The sequence below is a fragment of the Streptomyces sp. ISL-1 genome, assembly GCF_018614585.1.
GTDB classification, from domain to species: Bacteria; Actinomycetota; Actinomycetes; order Streptomycetales; family Streptomycetaceae; genus Streptomyces; species Streptomyces maoxianensis.
This window is the reverse complement of record NZ_JAGGOI010000038.1, coordinates 113293-140078: the sequence shown is the minus strand read 5'-3', so window position 1 is coordinate 140078 and position 26786 is coordinate 113293. Positions and strand designations below refer to the sequence as shown.

The following is a 26786-nucleotide window of genomic DNA, read 5'->3' as shown; positions in this document are numbered from 1 at the left end:
CGCATGGTGCATGGACACGGACGGCAGGCCCACAGTCACGATCGCGAGACAGAGACCCTTGAGGAGTTCGACCACTTTGTCGCCAACGGCTCACTCGCCGGGCACCGCGTCCAGTCCGTCGACCTGACGGACCGCACCTTCGCCCTGCTCTCCACCGACACCGCCGGCGCCGTCTTCCTCGGCTGTCGCATGCAGCCGGACGCCGCCGCCAAGGTCAGGACCGACGGCGCGCTGGTCTTTCCGCCCGTCCCCGACCTGCCCTTCGACCCGTACCGCGGGCTCCTCTACTCCCCCGACGAGCTCTTCGAAGGCCTCGCCGCCGGTGGCTACGAAGCCACCCCCGACGCCCTCGCCTACGACTGGTTCCAGCGGACCAAAGCCGACGGCGACATCTTCGCCTCGATGCTCCGGTCGATCCACGACGACGCGATCTCCGACGCCCTGGACGAACTCCTCGTCGGCGCCCGCGTCGTGGGCGTGATGGGCGGCCACGCGATGGCCCGCGGCACCGACGCGTACGCCGGCGCCGCCCGCCTCGGACAGGCCCTCGCGAGGGGCGGGTTCACCGTCGCCACCGGCGGCGGACCGGGTGCGATGGAGGCCGCGAACCTCGGTGCGTACGCCGCCCCGCACCCCGACGCGATGCTCGACGAGGCGCTCGAACTCCTCGCCAAGGCCCCCTCGTTCGTCCCCTCGATCTCCGACTGGGCGGCCGCCGCGTTCGAGGTACGAGGCCGCTGGCCCGGCGGCGGTGACTCCGTCGGCATCCCCACCTGGTTCTACGGCCACGAGCCGCCGAACGCCTTCGCGGGTCACATCGCCAAGTACTTCGCCAACGCCACCCGCGAGGACGGCCTCCTCGCCCGCTGCAACGCCGGCGTGATCTTCCTGCCCGGCGCCGCCGGCACGGTCCAGGAGATCTTCGACAACGCGACGCCGAACTACTACGAGTCCCGCGGCGAACCGACCCCCATGGTCCTCGTCAACCGCACGCACTGGACGGAGCGGCTCCCCACCTGGCCGCTGCTCCAGTCCCTCGCGGCGGGCCGCCCGATGGGGTCGCGTATCGCGCTCGTCGACTCGGTCGACGAGGCGCCTGACGCGCTGCGCCGCCTCACCGGCCTCGGGTGACGAGCGGCACTTAAGCAGAAGCAACTTCCGGCCCCGAACTCACGTCTGGCAGTTGGACTGACCTCACGCGAACGGAGCCCCCTGGTGCTGATCGGCCTACTGACCGCTGTCGCGGCCTCGATCTGTTACGGCACGGGGTCGGTGCTGCAAGCCGTGGGATCCCGCAAGGCCGCCCGCCGCACTGCGGCCGCGGCGGGCGTCACCCAGCACGGCGGGCCGAACCTGTCCTCCACCGCGCAGGCGGCGATGACCTGGGAGTTCATCGTCGGCACGATCCTGGACTTCGTCGGCTTCGGCCTGGGCGCACTGGCCGCCCGCCTGCTCCCGCTGTTCCTGTCGCAGACCGTGATCAGCGCGAATCTGGTGATCACCGCGGTGCTGAGCGTGAAACTGCTGGGCATCAGGCTGAACCGCGCCGAATGGACCTCCATCGCCGTCGTCTGCTCGGCCCTGGTGCTGCTGGCCACGGCCGCCGGCCCGGAGGGCAGCGGCCACACCCCGATCGCGACCCACTGGTGGCTGCTGGCGATCTCGCTGCTGCTGATGGTCGGCGGCACCGTCGTCGTACGCCTCCTCGGCGCGCGCGCCGCGATCCTGGCGGGTCTGCTGTCCGGCCTCGGCTTCGGCGCACTGGGCGTCGGCGTACGCGTACTGAACGGCATCGACCCCTTCGACCTGGGCGCCCTGCTTTCGGACCCGGCGCTCTACGCGATCCTGGTGGCCGGAATCGGCGGTATGTATCTGCACACCATCGCCCTGCAGATCGGCTCGGTGAACGGCGCGACGGCGGCGCTGGTCGTCGGCGAGACCGTGCTGCCGGGCATGATCGGCGTGCTGTGGCTGGGCGACTCGTCCCGCCCCGGCTTCGCCTGGATCGCGATTCTCGGCTTCGTACTGGCGGTGGCGGGCGCGGTCGCTGTGGCCTGGTTCGGCGCGCCCGAGGCCCACGGCACGGAGCCGCAGTCGGACAAGGCGCACCCCGATGAGCTGCTCTCCGTCCCCTAACCCGCCTCCACTACCCGGTCGGCCGACCGTTCATTACCCGGCAGGTAATCGACGCTTCCCGCGGCGAGCAGCAAGCTCGTCCCATGACGAGTACCGACACGAGTGACCGCACCCGCGCCACCGTCCAGGACTTCCTGGGGCGGATCGCGCAGGGCGAGCCCGACCGTATCGCCGCGCTGTTCGCCGAGAAGGTCGACTGGGCGATCGCCGAGAACCCCACGGTCCCCTGGATCCGGCCCCGTTCGACGCGCGCCGATGTCGCGGAGCACTTCCGCGCGCTGGCCGAGGGGCAGACGCCGGACCCGGACGCCACGGCCGTCCACGTGATCGTCGTGGACGGTAGGGAGGCGATGCTGGCCGGGCGGCTCGCGGGCACCGTACGGGCCACCGGCAAGTCCTTCCGGTCGCCGTTCGCGATGCGTCTGACCGTCGAGGACGGCCTGATCACCCGCTACCGGGTGTACGAGGACAGCCTCGCGATCGCGGCCGCCTGCGCGGGCCGGTAGCTCACCCGGCCGGGTCCAGCACCACCACGTCGGCCGCGGCGAACACGACCCCGACCTGGGCCCCTTCCTCCGGTGCGTCCCGCAGCGAGCACTCCGCCTCCAGTCGCGGCCCGTCACAGGGCCGCAGCTGTACGGCGACGTGGTTGCCCCGGAACGTACGCCCCTCGACTGTGCAGGGCAGTCCGTCCGAGGCGTCGGCCAGCCGCACCCCGGCGGGCCGCACCAGCACCTTGCGCTCGCCCTGCGGCGAACCCTCAGGCACCGGGATCTTGCCCCACACCGTGTCGGCGGCGCCGCCGCACACTGTCGCCGCCACCACGTTGTCGAAGCCGAGGAAACGGGCCACGAACTCGGAGGCCGGCCGCTCCCAGACCTCCAGCGGCGTGCCCGCCTGCGCGATCCGTCCGTCCCGCATGACGACGACGCGGTCGGCGAGCGCGAAGGCCTCGCCCTGGTCGTGGGTGACGGCGAGCACGGTGGTGCCCAACCGCCCGAACAGCCCGCGCAGTTCGACGACGAGACGCTCCCGCAGTCCGCGGTCCAGCTGTCCGAGCGGCTCGTCCAGCATCAGCAGCCGGGGCTCCGGCGCGAGCGCCCGGGCCAGCGCCACCCGCTGCTGCTCACCGCCGGACAGCGAGGCAACGGCCCGTCTCTGCGCGGCAGGCAGGCCGACGAGCTCCAGCAACTCGTCCACGCGGCGGGCCTGTTCGGTCCGGCCACTGCCGTGCATCCGAAGTCCGAAAGCGACGTTGCCGCCCACATCTCGCTGCGGGAAGAGCTGGTGGTCCTGGAACATCAGGCCCACGCCTCGCCGGTGCACCGGCACCCCGGCCTGGTCGGCGCCGGCGAGCAGCACCCGCCCGGCGTCCGCGGCCTGCAGCCCCGCGACGATCCGCAGCAGAGTGGACTTGCCGCTGCCGCTCGGCCCCAGCACGCAGACGATCTCGTGCTCGGCGATCTCCAGATCCACCGAGTCCAGCGCCGCCCGCGCCCCGAACCGTACGGTCACGCCTTCCAGCCGCAGCAACGCCATCAGAACTCTCCGGAGTTTCGGTCAGCACGAATTCGTTCGAGTACCAGCAGCGCCGCCGCGCACACCACCATCAAGATCGTGCTCAGCGCCATCGCCTGCCCGTAGTTGAGCTCACCGGGCCGGCCGAGAAGACGCGCCACGGCCACCGGCAGCGTCGGATTGTCGGGCCTGGCGAGGAAGACGGTCGCCCCGAACTCGCCGAGCGACACGGCGAATGCGAACCCTGCGGCGATCAAGAGCGCCCGGCGCACCAGCGGCAGGTCCACCTCCCGCCACACACGCAGCGGGGACGCGCCGAGCACCGCCGCGGCCTCGCGCAGTCGCTCGTCCACCGCCCGCAGGACCGGCAGCATGATACGTACGACGAAGGGCACGCCGACCAGCGCCTGGGCGAGCGGCACCAGAATCCACGACCCGCGCAGATCGAGCGGCGGCCTGTCGAGGGTGATGAGGAAGCCGAAGCCGACGGTCACCGCGGAGACTCCGAGCGGAAGCATCAGCAGCGCGTCGAAGCCGCGCACCAGTCGGCCGGCCTTCCGGGTGAGCGCGGTCGCGGCGAGGCCGCCGACGGCGAGCGCGATGGCAGTCGCGACGAGCGCGTAACGCAGGGAGTTCCACACGGCGTCGATGGGCGGTACGAGGAACACCCCGCCGCTCGCGTCACTGGAGGCGAGCGCCCGGTAGTAGCCGAAGCCATAGCCTCCGGGACCGTCGAAGGAGCGCTCGACCAGGACGCCGAGCGGCGCCAGCACCAGCACCAGGATCGTGGCGAGCACCCCGCCGAGCAGCGCCCACTGCCCCGGGCCACGCGGTCGCCGCGCGGTCCGGGCCGGGTCCACCAGCTTCAGCGCGGTCTCCCGCCGCCGTACCGTCCGCGCGTGCACGGCGAGGATCGCGCCGACCGCGGCGAACTGCAGCAGCGTGAGCACGGCCGCCGTGCGCAGATCCAGCAGCTGAGCCGTCTGCCGGTAGATCTCCACCTCGAGCGTGGCGAAGGTCGGCCCGCCGAGGATCTGGACGACGCCGAAGGAGGTGAAGGTGAACAGAAAGACCATCAGGGCGGCCGCCGCAACGGCGGGCGCGAGCGCGGGCAGCGTCACCCGCCGCCAGGCCGCGAACCGCCCGGCGCCCAGGACGCGCGCGGCCTCCTCCTGACGCGGGTCGAGCTGCGACCACAGACCGCCCACGATCCGTACGACCACCGCGTAGTTGAAGAAGACATGGGCGAGCAGGATGGCCCAGACGGTCGTGTCGAGCCTGACGCCCCACAGCTCGTCGAGCAGCCCGCCGCGACCCAGCAGCGCCAGGAAGGCCGTTCCTACGACGACGGTCGGCAGCACGAACGGAACCGTGACCACCGCCCGCAGCAGCCGCTTCCCGGGAAATGCGAGACGGGCGAAGACGTACGCGCCGGGCAGCGCGATCAGCAGGGTGAGCGCGGTGGAGGCGAGCGCCTGCCAGATGGTGAACCACAGCACCCGCTGAATGTCCGGGCGGCCCAGCACCTCGCTGATCCGCCCGAACTGCCAAACCCCGTCGATCTCCAGACCGCGGCCCACGATCGCGACGACGGGATAGGCGAAGAAGACCGCGAAGAACGCGACGGGCCCGGCCATCAGCCCGAGCCGCGCCGCATTCCCGCGTACGGACCTGCTTACTTCAGTACGAGCGAGGACCACGACTGGACCCACTGCTCACGGTTCTTGGCGATCTTGTCGGGCGCGACGGTCTCCGGCTCGTCGACGACCGCGCCGAACTTGGTGAACAGATCGGGCAGTTTCGCGTCCTTGACCACCGGGTTCACGAACATGTTCAGCGGCATGTCCTCCTGGAACTTCTTGGAGACCAGGAAGTCCAGGAGGGCCTTGCCGCCCGCCTCGTTCTTCGCGCCGTCGAGAAGACCCGCGAACTCCGTCTGGCGGAAGCAGGTTCCGGTCGCGACACCGGTGGGCGCGTCGGCGGGCTGCGGATCGGCGTAGAGCACCTCGGCGGGCGGGCTGGAGGCGTACGAGACGACCAGCGGCCGGTCCGCCTTGGCCTTCTTGCCACCCGCGGAACCGGAGAACTCCTCGTTGTACGCCTGCTCCCAGCCGTCGACGACCTTGACGCCGTTGGCCTTCAGCTTCTTCCAGTAGTCCTGCCAGCCTTCGTCGCCGTACCTGCCGACGCTGCCGAGGAGGAAGCCGAGACCGGGCGACGAGGTCGCGACATTCTCGGTGACGAGGAGGTTCTTGTACTCGGGCTTGATCAGGTCGTCGAAGGACTGCGGGGGCGCGAGCTTCTTGTCGGCGAAGTACTTCTTGTCATAGTTGACGCAGATATCGCCTGTGTCGACGGGCGTGACACGGTGCTTGTCCTTGTCGAGCTGTACCTCGTCGGGCACCTGGCCGAGGCCCTCGGCGACGTACGGCGTGAACAGCTCGTTGTCGAGCGCCCGGGAGAGCAGGGTGTTGTCGACGCCGAAGAAGACATCGCCCTGCGGGGAGCCCTTGGTGAGGATCTCCTTGTTGAGGGCCGCGCCCGCGTCGCCGCTCTTGAGCACCTTGACCGTGTAACCGGTCTCCTTGGTGAACTCCTTCAGCACGGCCGGGGAGGCGGCGAAGGAGTCATGGCTGACGAGTGTCACGGTCTTGGACTTCGAACCACCGGCGGAGGAGTCCTTGGACTCCCCGCCGCAGGCCGCGAGGCTCGATATGCCGAGAGCGGCGGCGACGGCGGTGACCGTCAACTTCTTGGTGGTGCTCACTGAGACTTCCTCCTGGAGTGACCAGGAAGAGACGCGGCCCTGCTCACCAAGTGAGCAGGGCGCAACAGCTTGAGTGGTGACCGAACTTCCTACCCAGAATGACCTGGGCAAGGTTCAGAGGGTCTGCGACCGCTGTGCTCGTTCTCGGCGGTGGTCGCACTCTCAGCGCTGTGGCGCTCCCCTGTCGGAATATGAAAATGTTCGAGCCAAGATTACCGCTCGGTGGCAGCGAGCTGACCGCACGCTCCGTCGATCTCCTGGCCACGGGTGTCCCGGACGGTGACGGGCACGCCATGGGCCGCGATGGCCTCCACGAACGCCTTCTCGTCCTCGGGACGGGAGGCAGTCCACTTCGACCCCGGTGTCGGGTTGAGCGGGATCAGGTTCACATGGACCCGCTTGCCCTTGAGGAGGCGGCCCAGCAGATCGCCCCGCCACGCCTGGTCGTTGATGTCCCTGATCAGTGCGTACTCGATGGAGATGCGGCGGCCGGACTTCGCCTCGTACTCCCAGGCGGCGTCCAGCACCTCCCGTACATTCCAGCGGGTGTTGACCGGGACGAGAGTGTCGCGCAGCTCGTCGTCCGGCGCGTGCAGCGAGACGGCGAGCCGGCACTTGAAGCCCTCGTCGGCGAAGCGCAGCATCGCGGGTACCAGGCCGACGGTCGACACGGTGATGCCGCGCTGCGAGAGCCCGAGCCCGTCCGGCTCGGGGTCGGTCAGGCGGCGGATGGAGCCCACGACACGCTTGTAGTTCGCCAGCGGCTCGCCCATGCCCATGAAGACGATGTTGGACAGCCTCGCCGGGCCTCCCGGAACCTCGCCGTCACGGAGGGCGCGCATGCCGTCGACGATCTGGTGCACGATCTCGGCGGTCGAAAGATTGCGGTCGAGCCCCGCCTGCCCGGTGGCGCAGAAGGGGCAGTTCATCCCGCAGCCGGCCTGCGACGAGATGCACATCGTCACCCGGTCCGGGTAGCGCATCAGCACGGACTCGACGAGCGTGCCGTCGTGCAGCCGCCACAGCGTCTTGCGGGTGGCGTCCTCGTCGCACGAAATATGCCGTACGACCGACATCAGATCGGGCAGCAGCTCGGACGCGAGCTTCTCCCGCGCGGCGGCGGGGATGTCGGTCCACTGGGTGGGGTCGTGGGTGTACCGCGCGAAGTAGTGCTGCGAGAGCTGCTTGGCGCGGAACGGCTTCTCGCCGATCGCGGCGACGGCGTCCTTGCGCTCGGCGGGCGTGAGGTCGGCGAGGTGCCGCGGGGGCTTCTTGGCTCCGCGGGGCGCGACGAAAGTGAGTTCTCCGGGCTTGGGCATGGTGCTACCAGTGTCGCAGAGATACGAAGAGGGGCCCGCCGCCTGTGAACAACGAGCCCCTCACCGATAAAAGCGCAGGTCAGATAGGTCAGCCGGACCCGACGAAGATCACCATCAGCAGCCACACCACCGGCGCCGTGGGCAGCAGCGAATCCAGCCGGTCCATGATGCCGCCGTGCCCCGGCAGCAGCGTGCCCATGTCCTTGATGCCCAGGTCCCGCTTGATCATCGACTCGCCCAGGTCGCCGAGTGTGGCGCTGACCGCGACCGCGAAGCCCAGCAGCAGACCCTGCCACCAGGTGCCGTCCTCGATGAGGAACTCCATGCACAGCGCACCCGCGCCCATCGCGAACGCCACCGCGCCGCCCAGGCCCTCGCGGGTCTTTCCCGGGCTGATGCGCGGCGCGAGCTTGTGCTTGCCGAACCGCCAGCCGACGGCGTACGCACCCGTGTCGCTGACCACGGTCAGCATCAGGAAGGTGAGCACCCGCAGCGGGCCGTCGTCCGCAGTGAGCATCATCGATACGAAAGTCGCCAGGAAGGGAACGTAGAAAGCCGCGAAGACGCCCGCCGTGACGTCCTTCAGATAGCCCTCGGGAGGCTCCGTCATCCGCCAGACCAGCACCGCCAACGCCGTGAGCGCCATGGCCACCCAGGCCCCCTCGGCGCCGCGCACATAACCGGCCACGACCATCGCCGCGCCGCCGACGGCGAGCGGCACCAGCGGCGGCTTGATCTGCTTGCGCTCCTCCAGCCGCGAAGTGAGTTCCCACAGCCCGACCACGACGGCGACCGCTATCACGCCGACGAACACGGCCTTGACGATGAAGAGCGACGCGACGATCACGGCGCCGAGACCGGCGCCGACCCCTATGGCGGCCCGCAGATCACGGCCGGCCCTTTTCTTCTGCGGTTCGGGCGCCGCCGGCGGGGTGGGCATGGGCTCCTGCGGAATCTCGTCGCGGATCGGGGGGCCACCCAGCCGAGCGGCCCCCCGATCGCGGTCGTTGCTGTCGTCGCGGTGATCGCGATCGCCGCGGTCTTCGGCGTCTCTACCTGCGTCGGGAAAGTCCGGCACGATGGGCATGGGCCGAGTCTGCTGTGCGTCATGCTCATCGTATGCGGGACCCGCCGGGGCAGGCCCCTGGTCGGGCGGTCCCCAGAAACCGGCTCTCGGCGGGGCCCCCCAGGAAGAGTCGTTCATCAGACCTCGAGCAGCTCGGCTTCCTTGTGCTTGAGCAGCTCGTCCACCTGCGAGACGTACTTCGCGGTGGTGTCGTCGAGCTCCTTCTCCCCGCGGCGGCCCTCGTCCTCGCCGACCTCGCCGTCCTTGATCAGCTTGTCGATGGTCTCCTTGGCCTTGCGGCGCACGGAGCGAATCGAGATCTTGGAGTCCTCGGCCTTGGTCTTGGCGACCTTGATGTACTCCTTGCGGCGGTCCTGCGTGAGCTCCGGGAACACCACCCGGATGATGTTGCCGTCGTTGCTCGGGTTGACGCCGAGGTCGGAGTCGCGGATCGCCTGCTCGATGTTGCGCAGCGCGCTCTTGTCGAACGGAGTCACCACGGCCATCCGTGCCTCGGGAACCGAGAACGAGGCCAGCTGGTTGATCGGGGTCAGCGCACCGTAGTAGTCCGCCACGATCTTGTTGAACATCGCCGGGTGCGCACGTCCGGTGCGGATCGCGGCGAAGTCTTCCTTGGCGACCACGACGGCCTTCTCCATCTTCTCCTCGGCCTCGAGGAGGGTCTCTTCGATCACCACTTGCTCCTGCGTGTCTTGAGTAGGCCCGGCGTCAAACTGGGCCGGCGGAACCCCGTGTCGCGTCTTTCCCTGCACGGTGTCCGACCGGCAGGACTTTGTCTATCCCTCGAGGGACGTCCCCCGGGTCAGGCCCGGGTGCCCTGGTCGCTCACGAGCGTGCCGATCTTCTCACCCTTGACGGCCCGAGCGATATTGCCCTCGGCGAGCAGTTCGAAGACGAGGATCGGAAGAGCGTTGTCGCGGCAGAGCGTGATGGCGGTGGCGTCGGCGACCTTGAGGTTGCGCGAGAGCACCTCGCCGTACTCCAGCGCGTCGAACTTCACCGCGTCGGGGTTGGTCTTGGGGTCGGAGTCGTAGACCCCGTCGACGCCGTTCTTGCCCATCAGCAGGGCCTCGGCATCGATCTCCAGGGCTCGCTGCGCGGCGGTGGTGTCGGTGGAGAAGTAGGGCATCCCCATACCGGCGCCGAAGATGACGACGCGGCCCTTCTCCAAGTGGCGCACCGCGCGCAGCGGGATGTACGGCTCCGCGACCTGCCCCATGGTGATGGCGGTCTGGACGCGGGAGTCGATGCCCTCCTTCTCCAGGAAGTCCTGGAGGGCGAGGCAGTTCATCACCGTGCCGAGCATGCCCATGTAGTCGGAGCGGGCCCGGTCCATGCCGCGCTGCTGGAGCTCGGCCCCGCGGAAGAAGTTGCCGCCACCGATGACGACCGCGATCTCAGCGCCGTCGCGGACGACCGCGGCGATCTCGCGCGCGATGGCGTGCACGACGTCGGGGTCTACGCCGAGCCCCCCACCGCCGGCGAAGGCCTCACCGGACAGCTTCAGCATGAAGCGCCCGACCTTCTTGACGTCGTGGTCGCAGTTGTCGTCGGCGGCCTGATTGGCGTCCGCGCCCTTGTTCATGGAGATCTCCTCGTGCACATACGAAGAAGGCCATTGCCGTGGGTACTGGTATCCCTGTCGGCAATGGCCTCCTCGTCAGATCTGCGGTCGTCCGTCGCGAGTGCGACCGGCGACTGCGTAAGGAACCCTAGCGGGCTCCCGTGTCGATCGCTTAACGGGTCAGATGCCGACCTTGATGCGCGCGAAGCGCTTCAGCGTGACACCGGCCTCGTCCAGGACCTTCTGGACAGACTTCTTGTTGTCGAGCGCGTACGGCTGGCCAAGCAGGGTGGCGTCCTTGAAGAAGCCGTTGACGCGACCCTCGACGATCTTCGGCAGGGCGGCCTCGGGCTTGCCCTCCTGGCGCGTGGTCTCCTCGGCGACGCGGCGCTCGGCCTCGACGACCTCGGCCGGGACGTCCTCGCGGGAGAGGTACTTCGGCGCGAAGGCGGCGATGTGCTGCGCGATGCCCTTGGCGACTTCAGCATTCTCCTTGTCGAGCTCGACGAGAACGCCGATCTGCGGCGGGAGGTCGGGCATCGTGCGGTGCATGTACGCGGCGACGTACCCGCCGGTGAACTGCGCGAAGCGGTCCAGGACGATCTTCTCGCCGAGGTTGGCGTTGGCCTCGTCGACGTACGCCTGGACGGTCTTACCGGGCTCGATCTCGGAGGCGAGCAGCGCCTCGATGTCGGCCGGGGCGGTCGCGGCGACGTGGGCGGCGAGCGCGCCCGCGACGGCCTGGAACTTGTCGCCCTTGGCGACGAAGTCCGTCTCGCACTTCAGCTCGACGAGGACACCGGAGGTGTTGTCGTCGGCGATCAGGGAGACGACGGCACCGTTCTCGGCGGAGCGGCCCTCGCGCTTGGCGACGCCCTTCTGGCCCCTGATACGCAGTGCCTCGACGGCCTTGTCGACGTCGCCCTCGGCCTCGTCCAGCGCCTTCTTGCAGTCCATCATGCCGGCGCCGGTGAGCTCGCGGAGCTTCTTGACGTCAGCGGCGGTGTAGTTCGCCATATCCTTGAATCTCTCTCGAAAGTCGAAAGTCGAAGATCTACGGGTGAGCGGCGGGGGCCGGTGCTTGTGGCACCGTCCCCCGCCGTCAACTACCGAACCTGTGCGATCAGGCCTGCTCGGCGTCCGCCGGCTTCTCGGCCTCGGCGGCCGGGGCTTCAGCGGCCGGAGCCTCAGCAGCCGGAGCCTCAGCAGCGGCCTCGGCGGCCGGGGCCTCAGCAGCGGCCTCGGCCGGCTTGTCGGCCTCGGCGGCGGCCGGAGCCTCGGCAGTCTCGGCAGCCTCGTCGGAGTCAGCCTTCTTCTCGCCCTCGAGGAGGTCGCGCTCCCACTCGGCGAGCGGCTCGCCGGCGGCCTTCTCGCCCGGCTTGGAGTCACCGGTGGCGACGCCGGAACGGGCGATGAGGCCCTCGGCGACGGCGTCGGCGATCACGCGGGTGAGCAGGGTGACGGAACGGATCGCGTCGTCGTTGCCCGGGATCTTGTAGTCGACCTCGTCGGGGTCGCAGTTGGTGTCGAGGATCGCGACGACCGGAATCTTGAGCTTGCGCGCCTCGCCGACGGCGATGTGCTCCTTCTTGGTGTCCACGATCCAGACGGCGCTGGGCACCTTGGACATCTCGCGGATACCACCGAGGGTCTTCTCCAGCTTGGCCTTCTCGCGGGAGAGGACCAGGAGCTCCTTCTTGGTGAGGCCGGACGCGGCCACATCGTCGAAGTCGATCTGCTCAAGCTCCTTCAGACGCTGAAGGCGCTTGTAGACGGTGGAGAAGTTGGTGAGCATGCCGCCCAGCCAACGCTGGTTGACGTACGGCATACCAACGCGCGTCGCCTGCTCGGCGATGGCCTCCTGGGCCTGCTTCTTGGTGCCGACGAACATGATGGAGCCGCCGTGGGCGACGGTCTCCTTGACGAACTCGTAGGCGCGGTCGATGTACGACAGCGACTGGAGCAGGTCGATGATGTAGATGCCGTTGCGCTCCGTGAAGATGAATCGCTTCATCTTCGGGTTCCAACGACGGGTCTGGTGACCGAAGTGGACGCCGCTTTCCAGCAGCTCCCGCATCGTGACGACGGCCATGGCCGTATCTCCTTGGATTCTCGGTTATGTCCTGACGCCCCGACGCGCCGTGCCACAAAGGACCGAGGAGCGCGGCCACCGACCTGAAGAAGGTGTGGTGGCGGGGCGTGCGAAGTCGACCCGGTGACCCGGATCGCCAGAAGAAGTGTACGGGACCGGCGCGGTGTCGGGTGACGGCGCTGTCCACAACCGGTCAGTAGTCCACAGATCGGGACCATGATCCACGCGGTCGCCGGGTTTCGCGGGACGGTCTGTGCCATGTACCGCGTCATCCGCAGGCTTCTCGTACCTGTAATCGCCGTCGTCGTTTCCCTCGCCGGTGCCCTGCTCGTTGTGGGCGCACCCTCGGCGTCCGCCCTCGATCGCGACCGGAGCTGGCCCGTGGGGCCGCCGCGTCCCGTGGTCGTACGGGGCTGGGAGCCGCCGGACTCGGCGTACGGGCCAGGGCACCGCGGGGTGGATCTGGCCGCACCCCCTGGTACTGCCGTGCTGGCGGCGGCGCCCGGCCGGGTCTCCTTCGCCGGCCGGGTAGCGGGCCGCGGCGTTCTCTCCATCACCCTCACCGGTACGGGTGAACCCCCGCTGCGCACAACGTACGAACCGGTGCGCCCGCTGCTCACCGAGGGCGCGGAGGTGAGCGCCGGCCAGGTGGTGGCGACCATGGAGCCGGGCCCTTCGCACTGTGCGTCGGGCTGTCTGCACTGGGGGCTGCTGCGCGGCGCGGAGTATCTGGATCCGCTGTCCCTGCTCCCGCCCTGGCTGCTGCGCCGCTCGCCATCCCGGCTGCTGCCGGTGTTCGGCGTCCCGCCTCTTGAGGCGACGCTCGCTCCGGTCGCCGTGCGGGGGGCCGCGCCGCTTCTCGCGGGGGCGCCCGGGACGTCGCTGCACGCGGGGTTGCTGTTGATCACGGTCGCACTGGCGCACCGGGCCCTGCGCCGGACGCGGCAGCCCGGCCCGCCCGGCCCGGCCCGCCCGGCCCTCCGGGTCGGGAGGGCCGGGCGGTCGGCGGCGGGCAGTCGGGTCCGCCAGGTGCGTGCGGGCAGCCGGGTCCGCGCTGCCGGTGCGCAGGGAAGGGTCCGCCAAGTACGTGCGCGAAGGCGGGGCGGCGAGCCCCCGCGGGGTCAGCCCCGCACACCCCGCAGTGCCATCGACACCGCCGCCTCCGCGATCGCCGACTGGTCCTCCGCCGCGCCGATCTCGATACGGCGCACCGCCGCGTCCACCACGCCCTGCAGCAGCATCGCCGCCAGCCGGGGCTGGTCGTGGCCCAGCTCGCCGAGCGCCTCGACGATCATCGCGATCAGTCCGCCGTGCGCGGCACGGATCTTCTCCCGGGCCCCGGCGTCCAGCTCACTCGCGGAGATCGCGACAACGGCCCGGTGGCGACGGTCCCCGACGAGCTCCAGCTGCTGGCGTACGTACGCCTCAACCTTGCCCTCTGCCGTGTCGGCCTGCTGCATGGCGGCCTCGACCTCCGCCGCCCAGACCGGGAAGTCGACCGCGCAGAGCTCCTCGACGACTGCGGCGCGCGAGCGGAAGTACTCGTAGACGGAGGACCTTGCCAGGCCCGTGCGCTCGGCGAGGGCGGGGAAGGTCAGCGCCTCCGTACCGCCCTCGGACAGCAGGGAACGTGCGGCGTCCAGCAAGGCGCCGCGCTGCATGGTCCGGTGCTCGGCCACGGAGGCCGCTCGAATCCTGGGCACGCCTCCACTCTACGGACGGGGCATTGCCGATTCGGCGTCAGCGTCCGACGTCGGCCAGCTTCGCGCGCAGCTGGAGCACCGACTTCGTGTGGATCTGGCTGACCCTGCTCTCGGTGACGCCCAGGACATTGCCGATCTCGGCAAGGGTGAGGCCCTCGTAGTAGTACAGGGTGACGACGGTCTTCTCGCGCTCCGGCAGGGTGTTGATCGCGCGCGCGAGCAGCCGGCGCAGCTCCCGGTCCTCGGCCACCTCGACCGGGTTGTCGGCCGCGGTGTCCTCGAGGGTGTCCATCAGGCTGAGCCGGTCGCCGCCCTCGCCGCCGACGTGCAGCAGCTCCTCCAGTGCCACGACATTGGCCAGCGACAACTGGCTGAAAACCACATGCAGTTCCTCGACCGCGATGCCCATCTCGGAGGCGACCTCGCACTCCGAAGGCGTGCGTCTCAGCTGCGCTTCGAGCGTGGCGTAGGCGCGCTCCACGGCCCTGGCCTTCTGCCGCACCGAGCGCGGGATCCAGTCCAGCGCGCGGAGTTCGTCGATCATCGCGCCGCGGATCCGGGTGATCGCGTATGTCTCGAACTTGATGGACCGTTCAATGTCGAACTTCTCGATGGCGTCGATGAGTCCGAAGACTCCGGAGGACACGAAGTCCGCCTGTTCGACGTTGGGCGGCAGCCCGACGCTCACCCGGCCCGCGACGTACTTCACCAGTGGTGAGTAGTGCAGGATCAACTGCTCCCGCAGCCGCTCGTCACCCGTGGCCTTGTACGACCGCCACAGCTCGTCGACCGACGAGGGAGCGGGGGGCCGCACGGTGCCACGGGCAGCGGGTGGCACTGCCGCGCGGTCAGACCCGGAGGTGTGCTGGGGCATTCGTTGCCTTGAGCCGTTCTGCTGTGAGGGGGGAGGGGAGGAGCGTCTGGGCCGGAATCGAAGGTGAGCGTAGCGTGACTGCGGTGTTGCGGTGGGCGAAGGACGGGGGAACGAACCTGTGCGGTACCTGCCGTCGCCCATACCTTCGAACCGGAGCCGACGCAGCTGACGCCGGCCCCTCAGGTGTCGCCGACAGGCCTGCAAAGGTCATCGCCAACACCTTTTCACCCGAATGCTCCAGGTCAAGGACCGCCTCGCCGCGCGTTCGAACCGCCAATGGCGGTGGGCGTCAACTGCCAGCCGTCCCCGTGCCGTTCCACGAAGCCCAGCGAGTGCAGTTCGTACAGCCTGCCGAGTGTCTCGTCGGTCGTCGTCCCGGCGCCGCGGGCCACCTGCTCCCCACCGACCGCGCCACGGGCCGGAAGGGCCTCAAGAACCCGGGCGCTCATGGGATCCAGCAGGTCCCTGGGGAGCACAGGACCACGTCTCTCCGGTGCCAGCTCGCCGATGCCGCCGACCAGCTCGGCCACTTCATCGGCATCGGTGACCAGCACGCCCTCACCGCGCAGGAGTTCGTGCACACCGGCCGAGAGCCCGCTGGTGGCAGGTCCTGGAACTCCCATCGTGAAGCGGCCGAGCTTCTGGGCGCTGCGCGCCGTGACCAGTGAACCGCTGCGGTACTCGGCCTCAACGACGACGGTGCCCCTGGTCAGCGCGGCGATCACCCGGTTGCGCAGGACGAATCTGCTGGGCGTGGGATGGTCGCCCGGTGCCAACTCCCCGATGACCAGCCCCTGTTCCGCGATGCGCCCGATCAATTCGGCATGGCCGCGCGGATAGACGACATCGACACCGCAGGCGAGTACAGCGACGGTGGCCCCGCCCGCGGACAGTGCGCCGCGGTGCGCGGAGCCGTCGACCCCGAACGCCGCCCCCGACACCACGACCCAGCCGCGCTCCGCGAGCCCCGAACCGAGGCTGGCCGCCATGTGCGCCCCGTACGGGGTGCAGGCTCTGGCCCCGACGACTGCAACAGAGCGCAGCGCCCATTTCCGCAGGTCGGCCCGTCCTCGCGTCCAGAGTCCGATGGGTCTGGCGTCCCCGAGATCGTCGAGTTGGGTGGGCCATTCGTGGTCACCTGGGCAGATGAAGCGCCCTCCGGCCGCGGCGATCGCCGCCAGATCCCGGTCGGGCTCGACCGCCGCCGCCCGTATCCGATAGCCGGCCAGTCGCCGCGCCGTGGCCCCGGTCAGCGCCGTAGCCCCGGTCAGCGCCGCGTCCGCGTGGTCCGCCGAGGCGAGCCGCGCCCAGAGCTCCCGGGCCCCGAACTCGCGCAGCCACCGCCCGCCGTGCGCGTCGCCCGGCTCCATCACCCGCGTCAGCGCGGCCCGCGCGATCCGTTCCTGCTCCCCCGCTCCCGCCCCCGCTTCGCACATCAGAGCCCTCCCCCGCCGGCAGGCATGGGCGCACCGCGCGAGATCCCGGTGCGCAGCTCCAGGGCCAGGTCCACGTCGTACGCCTGCGGCCGGTCCCGTGCCGCCAGGTCCGCGATCGTCCACGCCACCCGTAGCACCCGGTCGATACCGCGCGCCGTGAGCAGCCCCCGCTCCAAGTCCCGCTCGGCCGCGGCCAGTGCCCCGGGCGCGACCAGCCAGCGCGTACGCAGTTCGTGGCCCGGCACCTCGCTGTTGGCGCCCCAGGGGGTGTCCCGCAGCCGGGCGGCAGCGCGTTCCCGGGCCTCCCGGACCCGTGCCGCGACGGCCGCCGTCGGCTCGCCCCGGCCTCCCTGGCAGAGCAGATCGCTGCGGTTGACGGGCTCGACCTCGACCCGCAGATCGACCCGGTCGAGCAGCGGCCCGGACAGCCTGGCCTGATACCGCCGAATCACCGAAGGCGGGCACTCGCATCCCGCCCCGTGCAGGGTGTGCCGCCCGCAGGGGCAGGGGTTGGCCGCGAGGACCATCAAGAAGCGGGCCGGCAGCCGCACCACCCCCGCGCTGCGGGCCACCACCACATGCCCCGACTCCAGTGGCTGCCGCAGGGCGTCCAGCGCTTTGCCCGAGAATTCGGGAGTCTCGTCGAGGAACAGCACGCCTCGGTGGGCCAGCGAGACAGCTCCCGGCCTGGGCACCCCATTGCCACCGCCGACCAGCGACTGCATCGTCGCCGAGTGGTGGGGCGCGCAGTACGGAGGCGTGCGCACCAGAGGCTAACCCGGCGGCAGGATGCCCGCCACCGAGTGCACGGCCGTGACCTCCAGGGACTCCCGTCGGGTCAGCGGCGGCAGCACCCCCGGCAGCCGCTCCGCCAGCATGGTCTTGCCCGCGCCCGGCGGTCCGTGCAGCAGCAGATGGTGGCCGCCGGCGGCGGCGACCTCCAGAGCCATGCGGGCCACGCGCTGCCCGGCGACATCGGCCAGGTCTGGGCCGTCCGCCGACTCCCTCGCCAACCCCGTGCCCACCCCCGCGCCGGGCACCATCAGCCCGGCCAGCATGGGGTCCGGGCTGCCCTCCGGAACCGGCTCTTCCGCAGGCACCGGTTCATTGGTCAGTACGGCGATGAGCTGTCGCAGGCTCCGTACGCCGAGGACCGAGACTCCCGGTACCAGTGATGCCTCCCCCGCGGTCTGCTCGGGGACGACCACCTGCCGGTAGCCGGCCTCGGCGGCCGCGAGAACGGCGGGCAGCACCCCGCGGACCGGCCGCACCCGGCCGTCCAGACCCAGTTCACCGATCAGCACCAGATCGGCGATGTCCTTGGGGTCGATGCGCTCCGCCGCACCCAGCACGGCACAGGCCACCGCAAGATCGAACCCGCTTCCGCTCTTCGGCACGGACGCCGGACTGAGCCCCACGGTGAGCTTCTTCTGCGGCCATTCGGCGCCGGAGTTCACCACCGCCGCCCTGACCCGGTCCCGGCTCTCCACCAGGCTCTTGTCCGGTAACCCCACCAGCGTGAACGCGGCCACGCCCGGCTCCAGGTCGGCCTGGACCTCGACCACCACGCCCTCGACGCCCACCAGTGCCACAGAACAGGCACGCGCGAACCCCATCAGGCCACCCCCCGTGCATGCTCGACGAGCGGCGCGCCGCGCCTGGGCAGCACCACGCCCACCAGATCGATGCGCACCCCGCCGGGCGGCGGCCCGCCGTGCCGCTCCAGCCAGCATTCGGCGAGCTGCCTCAGCCGCGCCGCCTTCGTCGGCGTGACCGCGGCCATCGGGTGCTCGTACGGTCCGTATGTGCCGCTCCTGCGGGTCTTGACCTCGCAGACCACCACCGCGTCGCCGTCCCGGGCGACGATGTCGATCTCACCGGCCCGCCCGCAGCGCCAGTTCCGTGCCAGCAGCGTCATGCCGGCATCGGCCAGCAGCCGTGCCGCCAGATCCTCGCCGTACCGCCCGAGTGCCCCCGTCGCGTTCATATCGGCACCACCTCCGGCACCGACTGTGACGTGTCAGACCACCTCTAGTGGATCTTGGTGGACAACCCATCCATTGTGGATAACTCGGCCACCCCGAGTGTCAGCTGCCCGGAAGCTCGAGGTCGCTCTTGTTCAGCTCCTCGATATTCACGTCCTTGAACGTGAGCACGCGTACCTGCTTGACGAACCTGGCCGGTCGGTACATGTCCCAGACCCAGGCGTCCGCCATCGACACTTCGAAGAAGACCTCGCCCTGTACGGAGTGCACCTGCATCTCGTAGTCGTTGGTGAGGTAGAAGCGACGCTCGGTCTCGATCACATATTTGAACAGCCCGACGACGTCTCGGTACTCCCGGTAGAGCTTCAGCTCCATCTCGGTCTCGTACTTCTCGAGGTCCTCGGCGCTCATGGCATGTTCCCCTTCAGCCGTGCGTCCCCCTATTGTGCTCCCGCCCCCTGCGCCCCTAGACGATTTCTGGGGCCAGGACCACCGGCGCACTCGGAGGACCCTCGTCGAACAGCGTGCGCAGCAGCTCGGCGAGCCTGGTCGGATACACCGTCTCACGCGCCGCCGACAGTTCGGCGTATGTCCACCACCTCAGGCCGGCGACACTGCGCTGCTCGAGCTCCGTCAATCCGTGCGGGGCCGTCCCGGTCTGCGCGGTACGGGCGAGGAAGTACCACTCGTCCTGCTCCCAGCGCCGCCCGTCGAACGGAAAGGAGCAGGTCCGGCGCCACAGTACCGGCCCCAGTTCCACTTCTGTGATCCCGGTCTCCTCGGCCAGCTCGCGCAGCGCGGCCTCCTGTCGGGTCTCGTCGCCCTCCAGTCCGCCGCCCGGCGTGAACCACCAGCGGTCGGCCGGATCATCGGGCTCGTACCCGTGCATCAGCAGAATGCGGTCCGTCGGATCGAGCAGAACGACCCGTGCGACCTTCCGCAGCTCGCCCTCACGAGACCGCAACTCGCCCTCGCGAGCGCGCAGCTCGCCCTCGTGGGCCCCCATCCCGCCGTCGGGGGCAGGCAGCCCAGACTCGCGGTCCCCGTGCCCCTCGCGGCCCTCAGCCGACACCGGCGGTCGCCGTTCCGCGTCCCGCGCCCCCGCGTCCGCCGCCACCGGAGGCCCCGCGCCCCCGCCCCGACAGCCGGCGCGCGATCGGACCGTACGCCGCACCGCCCACGATCAGCAGAGCCCCGGCCGCCACTGACCCGACGACCAGCGTTACCGGCCCCGGCTGCGACACTCCGCCCGGCAGCGCCGCGAAGCCCTGGGGCCGTTCCAGCAGACCGCCGTCCAGCGGCCAGGCCACGGCGTCCAGCCGCGCCGTGACCGCCGAGCGGGGCACCGATCCCTGCCCCGGGTCCTGGAGGTGTACGCGGGAGTCCAGCGAGCCACTGCGCTCGTCGCCCAGCAGGAACAACTGCCCCTTGGGGACCGCGGCCGTGAAGCTGTCCGGCGAAGCGAGTTCATTGGTGCGCAGATACGGTTCCTCGACCGCCGTGCCGTTGACCATCAGATTGCCGCCGTCGCCGCAGCAGGCGATCTTGTCGCCGCCCACGCCCACCACCCTCTTGACCATGGGCATATCGCCCCACTGCGCATCGCGGAACACCACGATGTCGCCGCGCCGCACCTGGTCGCCCTCTATCCGCTCGGCCAGCACCCGGTCACCCGCCATCACGGTCGGGGACATCGAGTCGGTAGGCACGGTGTAGGGCTGGTAGACCACGGCCCCCCAGATGAACCCCCCGAGGAAGAGCACGCAGCCGACGGCCACGGCCAGGCCCGACAATGCGCTGCCGAGCCGGCCGCGGCCGTCTTCCGTACGTCCTGTTCCGCTCATCCCAGCGCTCCCCGTCTCGGAGATTCCGTCCCCGAGAGCCTGCCCAGGAGATCGGCGATCTGGGACCGCACCCTACCCGGCGGTATGCCCTGTGGTCAGCCTCCTGCGACGCCACAGCGCAAAGGGCACTACTCCGAGGAGAGGACCGGCCGAGAGGACGGCGGCCGCGGTGTTGATCCCGGGCTGGTCGAAGGTGGCGGGCACCGGCAGCGTCGACCAGCGGTTCAGCGGCCAGGCCACCACGACAGCGCGTCCGACGACCTTGTCGACCGGTACGAAGCCGTGGTTCGCGTCTTCCATGTGATAGCGGGAGTCCCGGGAGTTCTGGCGGTGGTCGCCCATCACCCAGATCCGGTCCTTGGGCACCTTGAACGGGCCGAAGGGCTGGTCGTCGCAGGGGGTGTCGCCGGGGAAGATGTACGGCTCGTTGAGCGCCTTCCCGTTGACCTTGACCGGGCCGCCCTTCTTGCACTCCACGGTGTCGCCGGCGATCGCGATCGTCCGCTTGATCAGGTCCTTCTCCTCGGCCGACGGCATCAGGCCGATGAAGCTGAGGAAGTTCTGCACAGGATTCGGCTCAGGGGTGGGCTCACCGTCCAGCCAGCCGCCCGGATCGTGGAAGACGACGACCTCACCGCGCTCGGGCTCCGAGCCGAACCACGGGGTGAGCTTGTCGACCAGCACCCGGTCGCCGCGCTGCAGGGTGTTCTGCATCGAGTCGGAGGGGATCGAGAAGGCCTGCACCAGGAAGGTCTTGATGAGGAGCGCGAGAAGCAGGGCGATACCGATCAGAAGCGGCAGTTCCTTCCAGAAGGACCGCTGCTTCCTGTGTCCCGTACCGCTGTCCTCGGAGGATCCGCTCTCGGCGTCCATAATTCCCGCCGTCCCCGGCGTCCGAGCCGCCGATTCGTCAGTCACCGCCGCGGGCGGCTCGGTGAGCTTCCCTGGCCTTTCCTCCGGCTCATCGTGTCCGGATCGTGTGCCGACGGCCACATCCCCCACGTCCACTCCTCACTCCGTGCGAACCGCCTGCCCCGAAGTCGGTACAGGCCCACCACTCCCATAACGAGCGGGAGTTCCGCAGGGCTCGGGAGCAGGATCATCCCGTTCAGATCCTGAGGTGACACCCTATTCGACGGGGAGAGTGCGGCGGTCGACCCGGCACGCGCGTTCGGGACGGATGCGTACGTCTCCGGCTCTTCCAGTCTGCGCCAGTGGCTGACCGGCCAGGCGATGACTTCCGCGCGCCCGACGACCTCGTCCTCCGAGACGGTGCCCCGGTCCTTCTCGTCGAGGTGGAAGCGCGAGTCCGCCGAGTTGGCCCGGTGGTCCCCCATCACGAAGATCCGCCCGACCGGCACCTTGACCTCGAACTTCAGCGTCGAGGGAACGTTTCCGGGGTTCAGATACGGCTCGATGAGCGGTACGCCGTTGACGGTGACCCGCCCGTCCTTGTCGCAGCACTTGACGGTGTCCCCGCCGACCGCGACCACCCTCTTGATCAGGTCCTGCTCGTCGTCGGACGGCAGCAGCCCGATGAAGGTCAGGCCTTGCTTGACCTGCTTGACGCCGATCGGGTCGTCCTTCTTGGGCGCCTTCTCCTGCTGCAGCCAGCCGCCGGGATCCTTGAAGACGACGACATCACCGCGCTGCGGCTTGGAGCCGAACCACGGGGTGAGCTTGTCCACCAGTACGCGGTCCTGGATGCGGATGGTCTGCTCCATCGAACCCGACGGGATCACGAAGGCCTGCACCAGGAACGTCTTCAGGACCAGAGCGATCATCAGCGCCACGGTGATCAGGAGGGGTATCTCCTTCACGGCCGCCCGGCGGCGCTTGCGCTTCACCTTCTGCGCGAGCCTGCGCCGCTCCGCCCGGCCGGGCAGCGTCCGGGCGCCGTCTGTCGGCCTTGTCCCGGTCGGCAGCCGGGTGTCGGACCGGTGACTCGCACGACGCCCGCGGTTACCCATGGGCGCCGCCCGGCATTCGTTCCGCCTCCGGCGGGCCCGCGAAGACGTCGGCCCCCTCGAGCGAGGTCCAGCGCCCGATCGGCCAGCCGATCCAGTCCGCCCGTCCGATCACCATGTCGACGGGCACCATGCCGCCGCCGGGCTCCCCGAGATGGTCGCGGGAGTCACGCGAGTGGCTCCGGTGGTCTCCCATGACCCACAGAGTTCCCTGCGGGACGATGATGTCGAAGGGGACCTCGGACGGGACGTCGTCGGGATGGAGGTATCCCTCATCGACAGGTGCGCCGTTCACTTCGACCCTGCCCCCCTTGTCGCAGCAGACCACGCGGTCACCGCCCACACCCACGACGCGCTTGACGAAGTCGGTCTCGGCGGGCTCGGCCAGCCCAAGTGCCGCGAACACGCCGCGCGTCATGGCGCTGACCGGATTCTCCTCCAGGCCCTCCTGTACGAAGGATCCGGTGCCGTCGAAGACGACGACGTCCCCCCGCTGGGGCCCGGAGCCGAAACGGTACGCCAGCTTGTTCACCAGCACCCGGTCGCCGATCTGAAGGGTGGGCTCCATGGAGCTGCTGGGGATCTGGAAGGGCTGCACCACGAATTGGCTGAACAGCAGCACAACGACGGTGCAGGCGGCGCCGAGCAGCCCGGCGCTGCGCCAGGACATGACGGAGAGACGTCTGCCAAGGCCCTCGGAGGGGCGCGATGAACGCACAGAGCGCGACCCCTCTCCCTTTTCCCCGGCTTCGAGGGTGGAAGAGCGGTCGCGCTCCATGTGCTTCGCTTCGGTGTCCATCAGGGGCAGAGCCTATCCGGCCGCCCTGTGGCTCCTCAGTCCAAAGTTCGCCGCGAGGTGTGAGCCGTAGCTCAGTTGTCGCGCTTCTCCTTGATCTTGGCAGCCTTGCCGCGCAGCTCGCGCAGGTAGTAGAGCTTGGCGCGACGGACGTCACCGCGGGTGACGAGCTCGATCTTCTCGAAGATCGGGCTGTGCACCGGGAAGGTGCGCTCGACGCCGACGGAGAAGGAGACCTTGCGGACCGTGAAGGACTCGCTGACGCCCGAGCCCTGGCGGCGGATGACAACGCCCTTGAACTGCTGGATACGCGAGCGGTTGCCCTCGATGACGCGAACGTGGACGTTCACGGTGTCGCCGGGACGGAAGGCGGGGACGTCGCTGCGCAGCGACGCGGAGTTGACGGAGTCGAGCAGGCTGGCCATGAAGGTCTGCTTCCTCGCCGATGCCACAGGTCATCAGCGGAATGATCGAGATGAGAGTCAGGGTGCTGTCCACATCGAGCGGGCGTCGTTCCCCCTGTGGCAGGGGCGCCTGCTGGACGTACAGCAGCGGCCTATTCTTCCACGGCCTCGGGCCTGCGCCAAAATCGGCCGCCGGGCTCCGGCGCCCAGCCGAGAATGGAGAGGATCTCCCGGTCCTTCTTGTCGAAGGCGGCGGGGTCGCAACGCTCAATCAGGTCGGGCCTGTTGAAGGCCGTACGGCGGATCGCCTCGTCCCGCCGCCAGCGCGCGATCTTCCCGTGGTGCCCGCTGACCAGCACCTGAGGAATGGCGCGTCCCCGCCACTCGGGCGGCTTGGTGTAGACGGGCCCTTCGAGCAGATTGGCCATCGCGCCGGGCGCGAAGGAGTCGTCCCTGTGCGACTCGGCGTTGCCCAGGACCCCGGGCAGCAGCCGCGCCACGGCCTCGGTGATCACCAGTACCGCCGCCTCGCCGCCGGCCAGGACGTAGTCGCCGATGGACACCTCGTAGACCGGCATCCGGGTCGCGTACTCGTCGACGACCCGGCGGTCGATGCCCTCGTACCGAGCGGGGGTGAAAATCAGCCACGGCCGCTCGGAGAGCTCTACGGCGAGCTCCTGGGTGAAGGGGCGGCCGCTGGGTGTGGGCACGACTATGACCGGGCCGTGCGCGCCCGCCTCGTAGCCGCTCGCCAGCGCGTCGTCGAGCGCGTCACCCCAGGGCTCGGTCTTCATGACCATGCCGGGGCCGCCCCCGTAGGGGGTGTCGTCGACGGTGTTGTGCCGGTCGTACGTCCACTCGCGCAGGTCGTGCACATGGACATCGAGCTGCCCACGCGCGCGTGCCTTGCCGACGAGCGAGACGTTCAGCGGTTCCAGGTACTCGGGGAAGATCGTGACGACGTCGAGCCGCATCAGTTCTCGTCCTCGGCATCGCGCGACGAGGCGATCTCCGCCTGGCTGTCGTCGATGAGCCCGGGCGGCGGGTCAATGACGGCGCGCTGGTTCTCGAGGTCGATCTCGGTCACGATCTCCTCGACGAAGGGGATCATCGCCTCGCTGCCGTCGGGCCGCTCGACAATGAACAGGTCCTGCGAGGGCAGATGACTGATGTCGCTGATGCGGCCGATCTCGGTGCCGTCGGCGAGGACCACATCGAGGTCCATCAGCTGGTGGTCGTAGAACTCCTCCGGATCCTCGGGGAGTTGCTCCGGGTCCACCTCGGCGATCAGCAAAGTGTTACGCAGGGCTTCGGCGGCGCTACGGTCCCGCACGCCCTCGAAGCGCAGCAGCAACCGGCCACTGTGCACCCGGCCGGTCTCGATCGTCAGCGGTCCGGCGGTGGCCGGGTCGGTGGCCAGTACGGCGCCGGGCCCGAGCCGGAGTTCCGGCTCGTCCGTGCGCACCTCGACGTTGACTTCACCCTTGATGCCGTGGGCGCGGCCGATCCGGGCGACTACCAACTGCACTTCGCACTCTCTCCTGTCGACGACTACGGGCCGGGGACGGCCCAAAGGCCCTCCCCGGCCCGTGCCGGTGCTGCGTATGTCAGTGAACCTGGTCCACGTCGACGAGGTCGACGCGGATGCCACGGCCACCAATGGCGCCCACGACGGTGCGCAGGGCGCGCGCGGTGCGGCCATTGCGGCCGATCACCTTACCGAGATCGTCGGGGTGGACCCGGACCTCGAGCACGCGACCGCGGCGCAGATCGCGCGAGGCCACTTGCACATCGTCCGGGTTGTCGACGATGCCCTTCACGAGGTGCTCGAGAGCCTCCTCGAGCATGCTCAGGCCTCGGTCGACTCGGTGGACGGGGCCTCAGCAGCCTCGTCCGCCTTCTTGTCGGCCTTCTTCGCCTTCGGGGTGATGGCCTCACCCTTGGGCTCGTCGCCCTCGAGGCTCTTGGTGAAGGCCTCGAACGCGGCGCGCTTGTCCTTCGGCTCCGCGACGAGCAGCGGCGCCGGGGCCGGCAGGCCCTTGTGCTTCTGCCAGTCACCGGTGAGCTTCAGAATCGCCATGACCGGCTCGGTCGGCTGGGCGCCGACGGACAGCCAGTACTGGGCACGCTCCGAGTCGACCTCGATGCGCGAGGGGTTCTGCACCGGGTGGTACAGGCCGATCTCCTCGATGGCCCGACCGTCACGGCGGGTACGGGAGTCGGCGACGACGATGCGGTAGTGAGGCGAACGGATCTTGCCCAGACGCTTCAGCTTGATCTTGACTGCCACGGAAGTGGTGTCTCCTGGTCTTGACGTGGTTGGGCACAACGAGATGCCACGTGGGGTTGCGGTACTCGGGGTGCCCTATGGACGCGTCAGCCGGAGGCGAGAGGGTTCCTGTGCGGCTGTCGAGTACAGCGACCCATTGTGCCACAGACCTGCGGCGGGCTCGCACCCGGCCGGTGTCGCACCGCCCCGTCGGCGGCCCGACCCGGCGGGGACGGAAGCCCTCAGCTCGCGGCGGCGACTACTTCAGGGATACGGAAGGGTTTACCGCAGCCGCCGCAGACGATGGGCGCCTGGGCGAGAACGGACGGGACAACGCGGACATTGCGGCCACAGTCGCACACGGCCTTGACGCGCACGCCACCCCCGGACGAGCCGTGCCGGGCGGCCGGGCCGCGGAAGGAGCGCTTGGTGTCGGAGGCCGTAGCGACGGTGTGCGCCTTGAGGGCCCTCTGCAGTCTCTCGATCGTGGGTCGGTACCGGCGCTTCGCCTCGGCGTTGAGCACGACCAGCGAGAAGCCGCTGCTGGGGTGCGGCTCGTCGACATGGTCCAGGCCCATCTCCTCGGCGATCGCCAGGAATCGGCGGTTGTGATAGCGGCCGGCGCGGGAGGTGTCACGGACACCTCGGGCGGCGGCGATGCCATGGACTGCCTCGTGGAGCAGTCGCTCGAAGGAGAGCTCGTGGCCGCAGGCGGACGAGGACTCTCCGATCAGGGACTCGGGCGCGGCAAGATCCGGCAGCTCGGGGTGGTGCCGCTGAATATCGGCCCACGCCTGTGCCAGCTCTGCGGCGAGAACAGGTGGTGTCGTGCTCACGTCGTGATAACGAGCCGGGGCGCTCGCGGGTTCCATTCCGGGGCATCCCAAATAATTTGCACGTACCCGTCAGTTGCCCTTGATGCGTCCGGACGAGGGCGGGTGCGTTGATCTGCGGAGAAGCTTCACAGCTCACACCAAGGTGGTACGTAGCGGCGCGTACGCCCCAGCGCGTAGACAAGGGCCGCA

Annotated in this window: 27 protein-coding genes, 3 pseudogenes and 1 riboswitch; of the genes and pseudogenes, 4 read left to right on the top strand and 26 right to left on the bottom strand. The window is 69.7% G+C overall.

Annotated elements, in window-relative coordinates; all coding sequences use genetic code 11:
* Positions 1-3: 3 nt before the first annotated feature.
* From J7E87_RS27150 to J7E87_RS27140, 3 genes are all read left to right on the top strand, one after another.
* Positions 4-1131, top strand: a complete 1128-nt coding sequence (locus tag J7E87_RS27150) for an LOG family protein (protein ID WP_215097167.1) — start codon at positions 4-6, stop codon at positions 1129-1131.
* A gap of 84 nt (positions 1132-1215) precedes the next feature.
* Positions 1216-2136 (top strand): hypothetical protein, encoded by a 921-nt coding sequence (locus J7E87_RS27145; protein ID WP_215097166.1) that lies wholly within the window; start codon positions 1216-1218, stop codon positions 2134-2136.
* Positions 2137-2219: 83 nt separating this feature from the next.
* A complete protein-coding gene (locus J7E87_RS27140) occupies positions 2220-2642 on the top strand; it encodes a nuclear transport factor 2 family protein (RefSeq protein ID WP_215097165.1) in 423 nt (140 codons plus the stop codon).
* Between the two features lies 1 nt (position 2643).
* On the opposite strand, the gene J7E87_RS27135 is transcribed toward J7E87_RS27140, so the two are convergent.
* The 9 genes from J7E87_RS27135 to rpsB all read right to left on the bottom strand — a co-directional run bounded on the left by J7E87_RS27135 (position 2644) and on the right by rpsB (position 12483).
* Positions 2644-3675, bottom strand: a complete 1032-nt coding sequence (locus J7E87_RS27135; RefSeq protein ID WP_215097164.1) for an ABC transporter ATP-binding protein — start codon at positions 3673-3675, stop codon at positions 2644-2646.
* Positions 3675-5291 carry an iron ABC transporter permease gene (locus J7E87_RS27130; protein ID WP_215097163.1) on the bottom strand — a complete coding sequence of 539 codons (1617 nt, stop codon included), beginning with the start codon at positions 5289-5291 and terminating at the stop codon, positions 3675-3677. The genes J7E87_RS27135 and J7E87_RS27130 overlap by 1 nt, the downstream gene beginning before the upstream one ends.
* A 38-nt stretch (positions 5292-5329) precedes the next feature.
* Entirely contained in the window at positions 5330-6421 is a 1092-nt protein-coding gene (locus tag J7E87_RS27125) for a thiamine ABC transporter substrate binding subunit (RefSeq protein WP_215097162.1), read from the bottom strand.
* 68 nt (positions 6422-6489) lie between these two features.
* A riboswitch (TPP riboswitch) is annotated at positions 6490-6614 on the bottom strand.
* Positions 6615-6633: 19 nt separating this feature from the next.
* Complete coding sequence (gene rlmN / locus J7E87_RS27120; RefSeq protein ID WP_215097161.1) at positions 6634-7740, bottom strand: 23S rRNA (adenine(2503)-C(2))-methyltransferase RlmN; 1107 nt, start codon at positions 7738-7740, stop codon at positions 6634-6636.
* Positions 7741-7828: 88 nt separating this feature from the next.
* Positions 7829-8944: a phosphatidate cytidylyltransferase gene (locus J7E87_RS27115; protein WP_215097160.1), complete on the bottom strand. Its 1116-nt coding sequence runs from the start codon at positions 8942-8944 to the stop codon at positions 7829-7831.
* Positions 8944-9501, bottom strand: coding sequence for a ribosome recycling factor (frr, locus tag J7E87_RS27110; protein WP_215097159.1), 558 nt, complete (start codon positions 9499-9501; stop codon positions 8944-8946). The genes J7E87_RS27115 and frr overlap by 1 nt, the downstream gene beginning before the upstream one ends.
* A gap of 128 nt (positions 9502-9629) precedes the next feature.
* Complete coding sequence (pyrH, locus tag J7E87_RS27105) at positions 9630-10412, bottom strand: UMP kinase (protein WP_215097158.1); 783 nt, start codon at positions 10410-10412, stop codon at positions 9630-9632.
* A gap of 159 nt (positions 10413-10571) precedes the next feature.
* A complete protein-coding gene (tsf, locus tag J7E87_RS27100) occupies positions 10572-11408 on the bottom strand; it encodes a translation elongation factor Ts (RefSeq protein ID WP_215097157.1) in 837 nt (278 codons plus the stop codon).
* Positions 11409-11514: 106 nt separating this feature from the next.
* The gene (rpsB, locus tag J7E87_RS27095) at positions 11515-12483 is read right to left on the bottom strand and encodes a 30S ribosomal protein S2 (protein ID WP_215097156.1); all 969 of its coding nucleotides are present in this window, start codon (positions 12481-12483) and stop codon (positions 11515-11517) included.
* A 258-nt stretch (positions 12484-12741) separates the two neighbouring features.
* Between rpsB and J7E87_RS27090 the strand changes: the two are divergent.
* A pseudogene (locus tag J7E87_RS27090) lies at positions 12742-13290 on the top strand (M23 family metallopeptidase); the annotation flags it as partial.
* A gap of 314 nt (positions 13291-13604) precedes the next feature.
* Here the strand turns inward: J7E87_RS27090 and J7E87_RS27085 are convergent.
* The 17 genes and pseudogenes from J7E87_RS27085 to J7E87_RS27005 form a co-directional block, all read right to left on the bottom strand.
* The gene (locus J7E87_RS27085) at positions 13605-14162 is read right to left on the bottom strand and encodes a TetR/AcrR family transcriptional regulator (protein ID WP_215097204.1); all 558 of its coding nucleotides are present in this window, start codon (positions 14160-14162) and stop codon (positions 13605-13607) included.
* A gap of 61 nt (positions 14163-14223) precedes the next feature.
* Positions 14224-15060: an RNA polymerase sigma factor WhiG gene (gene whiG, locus J7E87_RS27080; RefSeq protein WP_215097155.1), complete on the bottom strand. Its 837-nt coding sequence runs from the start codon at positions 15058-15060 to the stop codon at positions 14224-14226.
* 242 nt (positions 15061-15302) lie between these two features.
* Positions 15303-16496, bottom strand: coding sequence for a DNA-processing protein DprA (dprA, locus tag J7E87_RS27075; RefSeq protein ID WP_215097154.1), 1194 nt, complete (start codon positions 16494-16496; stop codon positions 15303-15305).
* A pseudogene (locus tag J7E87_RS27070) lies at positions 16496-18112 on the bottom strand (YifB family Mg chelatase-like AAA ATPase). Before J7E87_RS27070 ends, dprA begins: the two are co-directional and overlap by 1 nt.
* Positions 18112-18483, bottom strand: a complete 372-nt coding sequence (locus J7E87_RS27065; protein WP_215097153.1) for a YraN family protein — start codon at positions 18481-18483, stop codon at positions 18112-18114. The pseudogene J7E87_RS27070 and the gene J7E87_RS27065 overlap by 1 nt, the downstream one beginning before the upstream one ends.
* 100 nt (positions 18484-18583) lie before the next feature.
* Positions 18584-18892, bottom strand: a complete 309-nt coding sequence (locus J7E87_RS27060) for a DUF2469 domain-containing protein (protein WP_005311352.1) — start codon at positions 18890-18892, stop codon at positions 18584-18586.
* 55 nt (positions 18893-18947) lie between these two features.
* Positions 18948-19487 (bottom strand): NUDIX hydrolase, encoded by a 540-nt coding sequence (locus J7E87_RS27055; RefSeq protein WP_251018072.1) that lies wholly within the window; start codon positions 19485-19487, stop codon positions 18948-18950.
* Positions 19488-19542: 55 nt separating this feature from the next.
* A complete protein-coding gene (lepB, locus tag J7E87_RS27050) occupies positions 19543-20325 on the bottom strand; it encodes a signal peptidase I (RefSeq protein WP_215097152.1) in 783 nt (260 codons plus the stop codon).
* A gap of 72 nt (positions 20326-20397) precedes the next feature.
* Positions 20398-21327: a signal peptidase I gene (lepB, locus tag J7E87_RS27045; protein ID WP_374195232.1), complete on the bottom strand. Its 930-nt coding sequence runs from the start codon at positions 21325-21327 to the stop codon at positions 20398-20400.
* Positions 21287-22295, bottom strand: a pseudogene (lepB, locus tag J7E87_RS27040) (signal peptidase I). Before lepB (J7E87_RS27040) ends, lepB (J7E87_RS27045) begins: the two are co-directional and overlap by 41 nt.
* Positions 22288-23091, bottom strand: coding sequence for a signal peptidase I (gene lepB, locus J7E87_RS27035; RefSeq protein ID WP_215097151.1), 804 nt, complete (start codon positions 23089-23091; stop codon positions 22288-22290). The pseudogene lepB (J7E87_RS27040) and the gene lepB (J7E87_RS27035) overlap by 8 nt, the downstream one beginning before the upstream one ends.
* Before the next feature lie 71 nt (positions 23092-23162).
* Positions 23163-23513, bottom strand: a complete 351-nt coding sequence (gene rplS / locus J7E87_RS27030) for a 50S ribosomal protein L19 (protein ID WP_215097150.1) — start codon at positions 23511-23513, stop codon at positions 23163-23165.
* Between the two features lie 131 nt (positions 23514-23644).
* The gene (trmD, locus tag J7E87_RS27025) at positions 23645-24466 is read right to left on the bottom strand and encodes a tRNA (guanosine(37)-N1)-methyltransferase TrmD (protein ID WP_215097149.1); all 822 of its coding nucleotides are present in this window, start codon (positions 24464-24466) and stop codon (positions 23645-23647) included.
* Positions 24466-25020 (bottom strand): ribosome maturation factor RimM, encoded by a 555-nt coding sequence (gene rimM / locus J7E87_RS27020; RefSeq protein ID WP_215097148.1) that lies wholly within the window; start codon positions 25018-25020, stop codon positions 24466-24468. Before rimM ends, trmD begins: the two co-directional genes overlap by 1 nt.
* Positions 25021-25099: 79 nt before the next feature.
* On the bottom strand, positions 25100-25339 hold the full coding sequence (locus tag J7E87_RS27015; protein ID WP_215097147.1) for an RNA-binding protein: 240 nt from the start codon (positions 25337-25339) through the stop codon (positions 25100-25102).
* A gap of 2 nt (positions 25340-25341) precedes the next feature.
* Positions 25342-25782, bottom strand: a complete 441-nt coding sequence (rpsP, locus tag J7E87_RS27010; protein WP_215097146.1) for a 30S ribosomal protein S16 — start codon at positions 25780-25782, stop codon at positions 25342-25344.
* 221 nt (positions 25783-26003) lie between these two features.
* Entirely contained in the window at positions 26004-26597 is a 594-nt protein-coding gene (locus tag J7E87_RS27005) for a hypothetical protein (RefSeq protein WP_374195231.1), read from the bottom strand.
* Positions 26598-26786 lie beyond the last annotated feature (189 nt).

Excerpts from the sequence above, each read along its gene's own strand:
- J7E87_RS27150 (WP_215097167.1), top strand. The coding sequence starts at position 4 with ATGGTGCATGGACACGGACGGCAGGCCCACAGTCACGATCGCGAGACA.
- J7E87_RS27140 (WP_215097165.1), top strand. The coding sequence starts at position 2,220 with ATGACGAGTACCGACACGAGTGACCGCACCCGCGCCACCGTCCAGGAC.
- J7E87_RS27135 (WP_215097164.1), bottom strand. The coding sequence starts at position 3,675 with ATGGCGTTGCTGCGGCTGGAAGGCGTGACCGTACGGTTCGGGGCGCGG.
- J7E87_RS27130 (WP_215097163.1), bottom strand. The coding sequence starts at position 5,291 with ATGGCCGGGCCCGTCGCGTTCTTCGCGGTCTTCTTCGCCTATCCCGTC.
- rlmN (WP_215097161.1), bottom strand. The coding sequence starts at position 7,740 with ATGCCCAAGCCCGGAGAACTCACTTTCGTCGCGCCCCGCGGAGCCAAG.
- J7E87_RS27115 (WP_215097160.1), bottom strand. The coding sequence starts at position 8,944 with ATGAACGACTCTTCCTGGGGGGCCCCGCCGAGAGCCGGTTTCTGGGGA.
- pyrH (WP_215097158.1), bottom strand. The coding sequence starts at position 10,412 with ATGAACAAGGGCGCGGACGCCAATCAGGCCGCCGACGACAACTGCGAC.
- tsf (WP_215097157.1), bottom strand. The coding sequence starts at position 11,408 with ATGGCGAACTACACCGCCGCTGACGTCAAGAAGCTCCGCGAGCTCACC.
- rpsB (WP_215097156.1), bottom strand. The coding sequence starts at position 12,483 with ATGGCCGTCGTCACGATGCGGGAGCTGCTGGAAAGCGGCGTCCACTTC.
- whiG (WP_215097155.1), bottom strand. The coding sequence starts at position 15,060 with ATGCCCCAGCACACCTCCGGGTCTGACCGCGCGGCAGTGCCACCCGCT.
- dprA (WP_215097154.1), bottom strand. The coding sequence starts at position 16,496 with ATGTGCGAAGCGGGGGCGGGAGCGGGGGAGCAGGAACGGATCGCGCGG.
- J7E87_RS27065 (WP_215097153.1), bottom strand. The coding sequence starts at position 18,483 with ATGAACGCGACGGGGGCACTCGGGCGGTACGGCGAGGATCTGGCGGCA.
- J7E87_RS27060 (WP_005311352.1), bottom strand. The coding sequence starts at position 18,892 with ATGAGCGCCGAGGACCTCGAGAAGTACGAGACCGAGATGGAGCTGAAG.
- J7E87_RS27055 (WP_251018072.1), bottom strand. The coding sequence starts at position 19,487 with ATGGGGGCCCACGAGGGCGAGCTGCGCGCTCGCGAGGGCGAGTTGCGG.
- lepB (WP_215097152.1), bottom strand. The coding sequence starts at position 20,325 with ATGAGCGGAACAGGACGTACGGAAGACGGCCGCGGCCGGCTCGGCAGC.
- lepB (WP_215097151.1), bottom strand. The coding sequence starts at position 23,091 with ATGGACACCGAAGCGAAGCACATGGAGCGCGACCGCTCTTCCACCCTC.
- rplS (WP_215097150.1), bottom strand. The coding sequence starts at position 23,513 with ATGGCCAGCCTGCTCGACTCCGTCAACTCCGCGTCGCTGCGCAGCGAC.
- trmD (WP_215097149.1), bottom strand. The coding sequence starts at position 24,466 with ATGCGGCTCGACGTCGTCACGATCTTCCCCGAGTACCTGGAACCGCTG.
- J7E87_RS27015 (WP_215097147.1), bottom strand. The coding sequence starts at position 25,339 with ATGCTCGAGGAGGCTCTCGAGCACCTCGTGAAGGGCATCGTCGACAAC.